Annotated in this window: 10 protein-coding genes and 1 pseudogene; all 11 read left to right on the forward strand. The window is 64.7% G+C overall.

All coding sequences use genetic code 11. The annotated features are described in order from the left end of the window. Nucleotides 1-618: 618 nt before the first annotated feature. The 11 genes and pseudogenes from E8F11_RS01540 to cobA all read left to right on the forward strand — a co-directional run bounded on the left by E8F11_RS01540 (nucleotide 619) and on the right by cobA (nucleotide 12,343). Nucleotides 619-828, forward strand: a complete 210-nt coding sequence (locus E8F11_RS01540; RefSeq protein WP_280287044.1) for a YgdI/YgdR family lipoprotein — start codon at nucleotides 619-621, stop codon at nucleotides 826-828. Between the two features lie 185 nt (nucleotides 829-1,013). Further along, the gene (locus E8F11_RS01545; protein WP_280287045.1) at nucleotides 1,014-2,228 is read left to right on the forward strand and encodes a CmpA/NrtA family ABC transporter substrate-binding protein; all 1,215 of its coding nucleotides are present in this window, start codon (nucleotides 1,014-1,016) and stop codon (nucleotides 2,226-2,228) included. 22 nt (nucleotides 2,229-2,250) lie between these two features. Next, entirely contained in the window at nucleotides 2,251-2,829 is a 579-nt protein-coding gene (locus tag E8F11_RS01550; RefSeq protein WP_280287046.1) for an ANTAR domain-containing protein, read from the forward strand. 142 nt (nucleotides 2,830-2,971) lie between these two features. Next, nucleotides 2,972-4,216 (forward strand): alanine transaminase, encoded by a 1,245-nt coding sequence (gene alaC, locus E8F11_RS01555; protein WP_280287047.1) that lies wholly within the window; start codon nucleotides 2,972-2,974, stop codon nucleotides 4,214-4,216. Between the two features lie 461 nt (nucleotides 4,217-4,677). Then, nucleotides 4,678-5,337: a hypothetical protein gene (locus tag E8F11_RS01560; RefSeq protein ID WP_280287048.1), complete on the forward strand. Its 660-nt coding sequence runs from the start codon at nucleotides 4,678-4,680 to the stop codon at nucleotides 5,335-5,337. Between the two features lie 261 nt (nucleotides 5,338-5,598). Continuing rightward, a complete protein-coding gene (locus E8F11_RS01565; protein ID WP_280287049.1) occupies nucleotides 5,599-6,285 on the forward strand; it encodes a polysaccharide lyase family 7 protein in 687 nt (228 codons plus the stop codon). An 84-nt stretch (nucleotides 6,286-6,369) separates the two neighbouring features. Next, a complete protein-coding gene (locus E8F11_RS01570; protein WP_280287050.1) occupies nucleotides 6,370-6,813 on the forward strand; it encodes a thioesterase family protein in 444 nt (147 codons plus the stop codon). Between the two features lie 417 nt (nucleotides 6,814-7,230). Beyond that, nucleotides 7,231-8,442: a nitrate/nitrite transporter gene (locus E8F11_RS01575; RefSeq protein ID WP_280287051.1), complete on the forward strand. Its 1,212-nt coding sequence runs from the start codon at nucleotides 7,231-7,233 to the stop codon at nucleotides 8,440-8,442. 99 nt (nucleotides 8,443-8,541) lie between these two features. Next, complete coding sequence (locus E8F11_RS01580) at nucleotides 8,542-10,212, forward strand: bifunctional protein-serine/threonine kinase/phosphatase (RefSeq protein ID WP_280287052.1); 1,671 nt, start codon at nucleotides 8,542-8,544, stop codon at nucleotides 10,210-10,212. A 255-nt stretch (nucleotides 10,213-10,467) separates the two neighbouring features. Beyond that, nucleotides 10,468-11,469 (forward strand): annotated as a pseudogene (locus tag E8F11_RS01585) (FAD-dependent oxidoreductase); the annotation flags it as partial. Between the two features lie 136 nt (nucleotides 11,470-11,605). Further along, a complete protein-coding gene (gene cobA, locus E8F11_RS01590) occupies nucleotides 11,606-12,343 on the forward strand; it encodes a uroporphyrinogen-III C-methyltransferase (RefSeq protein WP_280287053.1) in 738 nt (245 codons plus the stop codon). Nucleotides 12,344-12,546 lie beyond the last annotated feature (203 nt).

Here is a 12,546-nt window from a genome sequence, read left to right on the forward strand (position 1 = left end):
CCGGGGTGACCAGCCTTCGGCTGTTACTGCGTTTCCCTCCCTCCATCGTCGCTCCGGGGGCACAGCGCGAAGGGCCATCCCTGGCCCTACACGCCTCTCGCGGCATCCATGCCGCTCGTCCCCCTGCGCAACGCTTCCGCTCGGCCTCCTGACGGGACGGAGTCGCTGCCCCACCCTGTTTGCTCAGTTTCAGGCCGCTGTTGGCTTCAGGACTGTTTGTGCCTCGCCAGCGCGAGTCCCCCCTCTCCCACCGGGAGAGGGGCCGGGGGTGAGGGAAATCCCCGGCAACACGTAGCCAAGAAAGGTGCATTAGCCAATCTCGCCAATCCGCCGTAAACCCCACCCGTCCCCGGAAATCCGTGAAGAACCTTTTTCTTGCCCCTTGCCGTGGCGAACAGGCCTATGCGCAGGGCGGATATCGCTTTCCATATCCGCCACCGACAGTGATTCGATCGATCCTGATCAACCCTGCCCCAGCCAATCCCCCCTCCAGGCGCAGGTTGCAGGGTCGCTTGCCAATAACCGCACACTTTCGACAGAGGGTAGCCCTGTCCGCCTTGCAGCCCCTCCGCCAGCAGCTATGTTGCAGGTATCAGCTACCGTCACGGGAGCGCCGCCATGAAAACCTGGTTCCTCATTCTCCTCTGCACCTTTGGCCTGGCCGGCTGCTCCAACGAATACCTGATAGCCACGACGGACGGCCAGCTCATCACTACCGACGAGAAGCCCAGAGTCGACAAGGACACCGGCATGATCGAGTTCGAGGACCAGGAAGGCCGCGTCCAACAGATCCCGCAAAGCCAGGTGAAGCAGATCATCGAACGTTGAGGTGGCTCCGACCTCGAACCCTTGCCCCGCTCCGGCGGGGTTTCTTTTTCCGCCCGCTGGCATATCGCTTGCTTGGTCAGCCTCGACAATACTCACTCCAAAGGCGGAGCGGGTTGATGACGATGGCGCCGCTTCCGGCTGGCTGATCCGGATCGGCGCCATTTTGCTGAAAGGTGGCAACCAAGATGACGGACACACCGAACACCACTCGCGCGGACAACCTGGCCTGGGTCGCGGGAAGCGATGCACCGGAGAAGTGCATGCTCAATCTGGGCTTCATGCCCCTGACCGACTCGGCGTCCTTGATAGTCGCCGCCACCCAGGGCTTCGCCCAGCCCTACGGCCTGACCCTGAACCTCCAGCGCCAATCCTCCTGGGCCACATTGCGCGACAAGCTGCTCTGCGGCGAACTGGACGCTGCCCAGGCCCTCTACGGACAGGTCTACGGCATCGAACTGGGCATCGGCGGATCTGGCGCCGCTATGGCCATTCTCATGAGCCTGTGCCAGAACGGCCAGGCCATCAATCTCTCCGAACCACTCAAGCGCATCGGCGTGACCAGTTCCGAGGCACTGGCCAGCCACGTGCGCCAAGGCGGTGCACGCCTGACCTTCGCCCAGACCTTTCCCACCGGCACCCATGCCATGTGGTTGAACTACTGGCTCGCGGCCCAGGGCATCCATCCGCTACAGGACGTCGACACGGTCGTGGTGCCGCCCTCTCAGATGGTTGCCCACCTCGAGGCGGCGCGCATCGACGGTTTCTGCGCCGGCGGCCCCTGGGGCGCCCTGGCGGTGGACCAGGGCAAGGGCTTCACCCTGGCAACCAGCCAGATGATCTGGCCAGACCATCCGGAAAAGGTTCTCGCCGTAACCCGCGAGTTCGCCGAGCGGTACCCCAACACCGCCCGCGCCCTGACCATGGCCGTGCTGGAGGCCAGCCGCTTCATCGACGCCAGTGAGGAGAATCGCCACAGCACCGCCCAGCTGATCAGCGGCAGCGATTACGTGGATGTACCGCTCTCGGCCGTGGAGGGGCGTTTCCTCGGCCACTACCAGGACGGCCTCGGCAACGCCTGGGAAGATGAGCACCCGCTGCGCTTCTTCGACGGCGGCAAGGTGAACATGCCCTACCTTTCCGACGGGATCTGGTTCATGACCCAGTTCCGCCGCTGGGGCCTGCTGCGGGAGGACCCGGATTACCTGGAAGTCGCCCGGCAGGTGCAACGGCTGGACCTCTACCGCCAAGCCGCAGAAGCCCTCGGCATCGAAGTGCCGGCCCTGATGCGCAGCTCGACCCTGATCGATGATCGCACCTGGGACGGCAGCGACCCGGCCGAGTACGCACGCAGCTTCCCGATCCACTCGCTGGCCGGCAGCGCCCGGGCCATCGCCCTGTAGCCATTGGGGGAAGACCGCTATCATGCTGCGCATCCTGCTGATCAACGACACCGCCAAGAAAGTCGGCCGCCTCAAGGCCGCCCTGGTGAAAGCCGGCTTCGAAGTGGTGGACGAGTCCGGCCTGACCATCGACCTACCCTCCCGCGTCGAAGCCATCCGCCCGGACGTGGTCCTGATCGACACCGAGTCCCCCGGCCGCGACGTCATGGAACAGGTCGTGCTGGTCACCCGCGACCAGCCCCGCCCCATCGTCATGTTCACCGACGAGCACGACCCCAACGTCATGCGCCAGGCGATCCAGGCCGGAGTCAGCGCCTACATAGTCGAAGGCATCCAGGTCGACCGCCTGCAGCCGATCCTCGATGTCGCCATGGCGCGCTTCGAGAGCGACCAGGCCCTGCGCGCCCAGCTCAGCGCCCGCGACCAGCAGATGGCCGAGCGCAAACGCATCGAACTGGCCAAGGGGCTGTTGATGAAGATGAAGAACTGCAACGAGGAAGAGGCCTACACCCTGATGCGCCGCCAGGCCATGAGCCGCCAGCAGAAGCTGATCCAGGTCGCCGAACAGATCATCGCGATGCACGACATGCTGGGGCATTGACGGGCAGCGCCTCGCTGTACCAACGGAAAATTGCACGACTGATCTTGCGGACAACGTCTGGGCGGCATATCTTCGCCGCCAGGCCACCGCAGTGGCCGACGTCGCTCGGACGGTTCCGGGCGCTTACGTATCCGAGGAAAGCATGGCTGACCAGCGTTCAACGCGCCGTTTCGCGCGCATCGATCGTCTCCCCCCCTACGTCTTCAACATCACCGCCGAACTCAAGATGGCCGCGCGCCGTCGCGGCGAGGACATCATCGACCTGTCCATGGGCAACCCCGACGGCGCCACCCCGCCGCATATCGTGGAGAAGCTCGTGCAGGTGGCCCAGCGCGAAGACACCCACGGATACTCCACCTCCCGCGGCATCCCTCGCCTGCGCCGAGCCATCTCGCGCTGGTACAAGGACCGCTACGACGTGGAGATCGATCCGGAAAGCGAAGCCATCGTCACCATCGGCTCCAAGGAAGGCCTGGCACACCTGATGCTCGCCACCCTGGACCACGGCGACACAGTGCTGGTACCCAACCCCAGCTACCCCATCCACATCTACGGTGCGGTGATCGCCGGTGCCCAGGTGCGCTCGGTCCCCCTGGTGCCGGGGGTGGATTTCTTCGCCGAGCTGGAGCGGGCCATCCGCGAGAGCATTCCCAAGCCGAAGATGATGATCATCGGCTTCCCGTCCAACCCCACCGCCCAGTGCGTGGAGCTGGACTTCTTCGAGCGCGTGGTCGCCCTGGCCAAGCAGTACGACGTGCTGGTGGTCCACGACCTGGCCTACGCGGACATCGTCTACGACGGGTGGAAGGCACCCTCGATCATGCAGGTGCCCGGCGCCAAGGACATCGCGGTCGAATTCTTCACCCTGTCCAAGAGCTACAACATGGCGGGCTGGCGCATCGGCTTCATGGTCGGTAACCCGGAACTGGTCAGTGCCCTGGCGCGGATCAAGAGCTATCACGACTACGGCACCTTCACCCCGCTGCAGGTGGCCGCCATAGCCGCCCTGGAAGGTGACCAGCAGTGCGTGCGCGATATTGCCGAGCAATATCGCCAGCGCCGCAACGTATTGGTGAAGGGACTCCACGAACTCGGCTGGATGGTTGAGAACCCCAAGGCCTCGATGTACGTCTGGGCCAAGATCCCCGAAGCCTACGCCGCCCTGGGCTCCCTGGAGTTCGCCAAGAAACTGCTGGCCGAGGCCAAGGTCTGCGTATCGCCTGGATTGGGTTTCGGCGACTACGGTGACGACCACGTTCGCTTCGCCCTGATCGAGAACCAGGACCGCATCCGCCAGGCCGTTCGCGGCATCAAGGGCATGTTCCGCGCCGACGGCCTCCTCGAGCAGCCCGTAGCGTCGAAGGCCCGCAAGACCGGAAAGGCCTGACGCCGGTTCGCGCCCCCGGGTCACAGGGGGCGCGAATTTCTCTGAACTTTCCTGAAACGCCCGCCTGGCAAGGTTTCCTTGCCTTTTCAAGCGCTTGGCGCGCCCCTCCCTGCAGTGCCGTCCGTCGGCTTTTAGATCATTTTTTGAACAAAATCAGGGTTCTACCACTCTGATGAAAGCCAGAGTTCATCGCGCCACTTCTGAACCATGGTCGGTCGGCGGCGCGCATGTCTTTTTCCCCTTGAGTCCGGAGCGATTCCAAATGCACAAGTTCATGTGCAGGAGGTTTGTCTGTCTCAAAAAAGGAGGAGTGCGTATGAAGACATGAAATATAAATAGAGCTTTAGAACAACCTGACCACCACTCAAAGCCCAAAGAGGCTTACGAGTAAGCAATCAACACACATCGGTGCCCTTACTGCATCAGCACACCAACTTACTTTGTAAAACAAGAGGTAAACCATGGAGCTGTATCACCTGATTACTTCCCTGTTCAAACAGGAAGCAACCATGGAATTAATGCGCATGGGTGTCGTTTATGCCCACCTGATCGCTTGCTGCGTGGCAATCGGCCTGGTCCTGACCAGCGACTACGCCATGATCAAGCAGATGATCACTGGGAAAGACGACGCTACCCATAGCGACAAAACCCATCTTGATACTCTGAAGAAAACTGTACTGCTTGCACTTGCGGCACTCTGGGTAACAGGGATAGGTATCATCCTGCTGGACTACTCTGTCAAAGGCGCGGTGTATTTCCTCAACCCCAAACTCCAGGCAAAGATCCTGGTCGTGGCACTGCTGACCGTAAACGGCTTCCTTTTGCACAGCGCTGTACTGCCTGCCATCAAAAAGGCCGGCACGCTGGTCAAGATGGAAACCAACGCCCGTACCCTTGCCATATTCTCGGGCGTCGTCTCCGGAGTTTCCTGGTTCTACGGGGCCATGCTGGGCATCGCCCGCCCCCTTAGCTGGAAATACTCCCTTGGCGAAATCATGTTCGCCTACCCGCTGTTCATCTGCATCGGCTTCATCATGATGACGCTGCTGGTGAAGTGGGCGAGCAATCGAGCTGAAAGCTTCACTCCTTCCCGAGTGAACCCCGCACTCGCCTCGCGATAAGAGATGACTGGGCAGGGATGCCCAGTTTCACGAAAGGTACTTCCGCAGCAACTTATTCAAACTTCGCCAGCAATTTCCCCGCAACAACTCCCACGCAACGCACCCTCCCCGCAGATCGCAACTCCCCCGCCATCGTTTCGCCACTGCCAACTCCGCACTGAAGTCCCAAACTTTTTCATTCCTTCGGTCGGCCGATCCGGAACTTTTCCATCGCCAGCATGTACGAACTGCTGCCCCGACATCCAGCATTAAGGACATGAAGTGATAGATCTAAGCACCTGGAACCTGACGGTCCCGGCCACGGAATCCGCCACCCTCATCACCACCGATCGCCTGAACAACGGCTATGAAAGCCAGTATTTCCGTCGCAACGGCGATGGCAGCATCAGCTTCTGGGTGCCGGTAAACGGTAGCCACACTGCGGACTCCACCTACCCACGCACCGAACTGCGGGAAACCCAGGCCGACGGCACCCTCAGCAACTGGTACTACAGCAGTGCGGACAACTACCTCAGCGCGGTCCTCTCGGTGGAGCAGGTGCCGAGCGAGAAGAAGATCGTCATCGGCCAGATCCACAGCAAGGATCAACCCGGAAGCACGAATGACCCACTGGTCAAGCTGCAGTACCACTACCTGCGCGGCAATGGCCGGATCGAGGCGCTGCTGCGCAAGCGCCCGGGCGACTCCGAGGTGGAGAACATCCTCCTGGCCGAGCACGTCGATCTGGGCGAGCGCTTCGGTTACGACCTGCGCGTCACGCCCTCCGGCAAGCTCGGCATCACCATCACCAGCAAGGGCGACGACGGCGGCCTGTACCGTGAACTCAGCGGTTACTGGGGCCCCCAGCAGCTCTACTTCAAGGCCGGCGCCTACATCCAGGACAACTACGGCCCCCTCAACGAAGGCGGCCGCGTCACCTTCTACTGGTTGAACAGCCTGCACCGCTGACATTCAGGGTGGGAATGGCGGCCATCGCGTGCCGCGCGGGCGTAGAATCGGCGCCTCTTCGCTTCTACGCCCGCCGAGGACCCGATGGCCCGCCTGTCCCTGAACTTCCCCGAAGACCAGTACTGCTACTCCACGCACCTGACCGTGCGCGTCACAGATATCAACGGGGCTAACCACCTGGGCAACGACTCGATGATCTCCATGATCTCGGAAGCCCGGGCGCGCTTCCTCTTCGAATTCGGCATCAGCGAATCCGCCGAGGACGGCACCGGGATCATAGTCACCGACCTGGCGACCACCTACAGGGCCGAGGCCCACGCCCGCGACCAGCTGCTTTTCGACGTCGGCGTCATGGACTTCAACAAGTACGGCGGCGACATCACCTTCCGCATCACCCGCCCGGCGGACAGCCGGCTGGTCGCCATGGCCAAGTCCGGCTTCGTCTTCTTCAACTACCGGGAGTCCCGCGTGGTGCCCATGCCGGAGAGTTTCCGCAACACCTTCCCCAGGGCGAACTGGCTGGAGTGAGGGCAGGCGGCCTCAACTCGGTGCAACGCCAGGCCCTTCGCCCCGTTTTGAATCAGGCCGTTTTTCCGCCCTGAGCCCACGAGCCGCTCTGCAACAGGCCTTTCGCAGATTGGCCCGGCTCTTGCTCTGTCTCAGGCAGAGGTAACCAACGGCGGTTGCCCCATTACACGACAAAGGCGTCGCGTCACTCCGCAGCAATGCGGACAGTGATGCGGCGCCTTTTTCGTTCGGGCCCCAGCGATGGGGCGGTGAACGGGCCGGGATCCGGACGTTCGCTTGCAGCTCACTCAATCCCGCTGCGGCCCCGGCCGCAGGACGAAGCGCCACAAGCGCGACGTTTTACCGGGGGGTGCGCCCGCCGTGCCCACGATCACGGCGGGCGTGCCTCCCGGCCCCCTACTGCAGATGAGGTGTTCGATGACAACGAGTTTCTGGAAAGCCGGCCACACGCCCACGCTGTTCTCCGCCTTCCTCTATTTCGACCTGAGCTTCATGGTCTGGTACGTGCTGGGCCCGCTGGGCGTGCAGATCGCCGCCGACCTCGGGCTCAGCACCCAGCAGCGCGCCATGATGGTGGCCACGCCGATTCTCGCCGGCGCGGTGCTGCGCTTCCTGATGGGCATGCTAGCCGACCGCACCTCGCCCAAGACCGCCGGCCTGATCGGCCAGGTGGTGGTCATCGCCGCACTCTTCGTGGCCTGGCAGATGGGCGTCCACAGCTATGAGCAGGCCCTGCTCCTCGGACTCTTCCTCGGTTTCGCCGGCGCCTCCTTCGCCGTCGCGCTGCCGCTGGCATCCCAGTGGTATCCGCCGCAGCACCAGGGCAAGGCCATGGGCATCGCCGGCGCCGGCAACTCAGGCACCGTACTGGCCGCCCTCTTCGCCCCCGGCCTGGCCGCCCTGTTCGGCTGGAGCAACGTGTTCGGCCTGGCGCTGATCCCGCTGGTGCTGACCCTGATCATCTTCGCCCTGGCTGCGCGCAATGCACCCAACCGCCCCGCGCCCAAAGCCATGGCCGACTACTTCAAGGCCCTGGGCGACCGCGACAGCTGGTGGTTCATGCTGTTCTACAGCGTGACCTTCGGCGGCTTCCTCGGCCTGGCCAGCACCCTGCCCGGCTACTTCCATGACCAGTACGGCCTGGCCCCGGTCACCGCCGGCTACTACACCGCGGCCTGCGTCTTCGCCGGCAGCCTGATGCGCCCCCTGGGCGGCGCCTTCGCCGACCGCGTCGGCGGCATCCGCACCCTGCTGGCGGTCTACACCGTGGCGTCGGTATGCATCGCCGCCGTGGGCTTCCACATCTCCAGCTCCACCGTCGCCCTGGCCCTTTTCGTGGTCGCCATGCTCAGCCTGGGTGCCGGCAACGGTGCGGTGTTCCAGCTGGTGCCCCAGCGCTTCCACAAGGAAATCGGCGTGATGACCGGGCTGATCGGCATGGCCGGCGGCATCGGCGGCTTCTGCCTGACCGCCGGACTGGGTGCAATCAAGCAGCACACGGGTGACTACCAGTTGGGCCTCTGGCTGTTCGCCAGCCTGGGTGTGGTGGCCTGGTTCGGCCTCTACGGCGTCAAGCAACGCTGGCGCACCACCTGGGGCTCGGCAGCCGTCACCGCTGCTCGCGTCTAGTCTCATGCCTGATTCGGCGCCTGCCCCGGGTTGGCGCCGAGCAACATACTGCAAGGAGCGCTCTGCGCTCCTTTCGCCCATAGAGGACCGGCGCCACAGATGACCCTGAAACTCAGCTTCGGCGAAGCCAGCGCCACCGGCCCCCGCGCCGAAAACCAGGACGCCCTCAGGGTCGTCACCCCCGCACCGGCCCTGGCCGCGAGCAAAGGCTACCTCTTCGCCCTGGCGGACGGCGTCAGCCAATGTGCCGATGGCGGCCTCGCCGCCCGCGCCACCCTGCAGGCCCTTGCACTGGACTACTACGCAACCCCGGAAACCTGGGCCGTGGCCCAGTCCCTGGACCGTCTGCTGGTGGCCCACAACCGCTGGCTGCAGGCCAACGGCGGCGGCCAGCCGCTGCTCACCACCCTCACCGCGCTGGTCCTGCGCGGGCGCCGCTACACCCTGGCCCATGTCGGCGATTGCCGCGCCTACCGCTGGGACGGGCGACAACTGAGCCGCCTCAGTGAGGACCATGTCTGGGAACAGCCGGGCATGCAGCACGTACTCAAGCGCGCGCTCGGCCTCGACCAGCACCTGGTGGTGGATTACCTGGATGGCGAACTGCAGGCTCGGGAAAGCTTCGTGCTGGTCAGCGATGGCGTCTGGGCGGTGCTCGGCGACCAGGGCATCCAGCGCATCCTGCACGACGAGCAGGAGCTCGGCGCCGCCGCCCAGGCGCTGGTCAGCGCCGCGCACCTGGCCGGCGGCCAGGACAACGCCAGCGCCCTGCTGGTCCGCGTCGACAACCTGCCCGAAGTCGGCCTGGCGGACACCCTGGCGCAGCTCGACCACTGGCCGCTGCCACCGCGCTTGCAGGAGGGCCAGGCCTTCGAGGGCTGGCAGGTGGAGCGCCTGATCGCCGAATCCCGTCAGTCCATGGTTTACCGGGTGCGCGACGGCCAGGATCGGCGCTGGCTGCTCAAGACCCTGCCGGCCAGCCGCCACGACGAACCCCGGGCCGGTCCAGCGCTGTTGCTGGAGGAGTGGTTCCTGCGCCGGGTGGCCGGGCGTCACTTCCCCGAAGCCCATCCCCTGCCCCAACGCCAGCACCTCTACTATGTGCAGCGCGAGTACGCCGGGCAGACCCTGGCCGAGCATCTGCGCCTCAGCGGGCCCATGGCGCTGCCCGAATGGCAGGACATCGGGCCACGCCTGCTCAAGGCCCTGGGCCAACTGCACCGGCGCAATATCCTGCATCGCGACATCAAGCCGGAGAACCTGCTCTGGGGCGACGACGGTGAGCTGCGCCTGCTCGATTTCGGCCTGGCCTATTGCCCCGGGCTCTCCCAGGACGAGGCCCACAGCCTGCCCGGAACCCCCAGCTACATAGCCCCGGAAGCCTTCGCCGGCGCGCCACCCTCCCCCCAGCAAGACCTCTACGCGGCAGGCGTGACCCTCTATCACCTGCTCACCGGGCACTATCCCTACGGCGAGATCGAGGCCTTCCAGCATCCACGCTTCGGTACGCCCACACCGGCCAGCCGCTACAGGCCCGACCTGCCGGCCTGGCTGGACGAATGCCTGGCACGCGCCATCGCCGCCGACCCGAAGGACCGCTACGAGACGATGGAGGAGTGGCTGCTGGCCTTCGAACAGGACGAACGCCGCGCACTCACCGCCAAACCCAGGCCCCTGCTGGAGCGCGAGCCGCTGAAGGTCTGGCGCGGCATGGCCCTGCTATCCCTGTTGCTCAATCTGGCCCTGCTGGTCCTGCTGCTGCACGGTTGACGCACCAGGACGGGGCAGTGCGCCCCGAGTAAGTGCGGCGCGACTCACAGGTCACCGCGCCAAGCCCCGAAATACAAGGCGCTCAGGAATTGGCACGGCGGCTGCAATGCCAGTATCGACAATCTACAAAAGCGCCCGCCTCAACGAAGAGACGGCACTTTCCCGATCGAACGGGACTTGGACAAAGGCGTCCTGCTGGCAACAGCGGGACGCCTTTTTTGTTTGCTCGACATGTTTATGCGGGAGCGTCCTGACATGAAGAAATCCAAGCTGGTGGTGATCGGTAACGGCATGGCCGGAGTGCGTACCCTCGAAGAGCTGCTGAGGCTGGCGCCCGACCACTACGAGATCAAGGTGTTCGGCGCCGAACCCCATCCGAACTACAACCGCACCCTGCTCTCGCCGGTGTTGGCGGGCGAGCAATCCTTCGACGAGATCATCCTCAACGACCTCGCCTGGTACGAAGGCAACGGCATCGAACTGCTACTCAACCGCAAGGTGGTGAAGATCGATCGCAAGCGTCGCCAGGTCATCGCCGAAGACGGCACCCGTGCTGACTACGACCGCCTGGTGATCGCCACCGGCTCGACCCCCAGCCGCCTGTCGATCCCCGGCAACCGCCTGCAGGGCGTGATCGGCTACCGCGATATCGCGGGTGCCCGCGCCATGATCGAAACCGCCCGCACCCACAGCCACGCCGTGGTCATAGGCGGCGGCCTGCTCGGCCTGGAAGCGGCCAACGGCCTCAAGCAGCGCGGCATGGACGTGACCGTGGTGCACCTGGCCGACTGGCTGCTGGAGAAGCAACTCGACCAGAAGGCCGGCGAGAAGCTGCTGCGGGCCCTGCAGGCACGCGGCATCCGTTTCCGCCTGGGCACCGCCACCGAAGAGCTGATCGACAACGGCGACGGCCGCGTCTGCGCCGTACAACTGGCCGGCGGCGAGGTGATCACCGCCGACCTGGTGGTGATGGCAGCCGGGATCAAACCCAACACCGAACTGGCCGAACTGGCCGGCCTGCCGTGCAACCACGGCATCCTGGTGGACGACACCCTGCAGACCTACGACCCGCGCATCTATGCCATCGGCGAGTGCGCCAACCACCGGGGCATTTCCTACGGGCTGGTGGCCCCGCTGATGGAACAGGCCAAGGTCTGCGCCAATCACCTGGCCATGCTCGGCTTCGCCAGCTACCGCGGCTCGCGCACGGGAACCCGCCTCAAGGTGGCCGGGATCGAGATGTTCAGCGTCGGCGACCTGCCCCACCCGGGCGAGGTATCCGGCATGCCCGGCGCCTGCCCGCTGCACGACTGGCAGATAGAACTGGCCTCCGACGACGTAACGGCCTGGACCTGAATCAATTGCGGCGCGCTGCGTGCCGGGGAGAACCTCGATGAATGGCAAAGTCTGGCTGGTGGGCGCAGGCCCCGGCGATCCCGAACTCCTGACCCTGAAGGCGGTCCGCGCCCTGAACCAGGCGGAAATCGTCATGATCGACGACCTGGTGAACCCCGCGGTGCTGGAGCACTGCCCCGAGGCCCGGGTGATCGGCGTCGGCAAGCGCGGCGGCTGCCGCTCGACGCCGCAGGAATTCATCCATCGCCTGATGCTGCGTTACGCGCGCCAGGGCAAGTGCGTGGTCCGGTTGAAAGGCGGCGACCCCTGCATCTTCGGTCGCGGTAGCGAAGAGGCCGATTGGCTGGCCGAGCGTGGCATCGACAGTGAACTGGTCAACGGCATCACCGCCGGCCTCGCGGGCGCCACCAACTGCGGCATTCCCCTGACCTTGCGCGGCATCAGCCGGGGCGTGACGCTGGTCACCGCCCATACCCAGGACGACAGCAGCCTGAACTGGAGCGCCCTGGCGCAGTCGGGCACCACACTGGTGGTCTACATGGGCGTAGCCAAGCTGGCGGACATACGCGAAGGCCTGCTGGCGGGCGGCATGGGTGATGCCATGCCGGTGGCCATGATCGAGAACGCCTCCCTGCCACACCAGCGCGAATGCCGCAGCACGCTCGGGAAGATGCAGACAGATGCCAGGGCCTTCGAACTGAAGAGCCCGGCCATCCTGGTAATAGGCGAAGTCGCCGCGACTGCTGCGGCCCTGCCCATGGCGCAAAGCGCCTGATCTCTCTTCGCTCCTGCGAAGTAGTGCTTGCCCGGCCTTGGCCGGGCTTTTTTATGGTTCTTCGCGGATTTTCGGGGAGGCATTGGATTCGCGCTGGATGGGCAAGATTGTCTGATAGCCATTGATTGGCGCCGTGCAGGCGGATGCTGCCCTCTCCCCCGGCCCCCGCCCTGCGCCCCGGCCTGATCGCTTCGCGCTCAGGC

The organism is Pseudomonas sp. BN417 (assembly GCF_029871205.1).
Classification (GTDB): Bacteria; Pseudomonadota; Gammaproteobacteria; order Pseudomonadales; family Pseudomonadaceae; genus Metapseudomonas.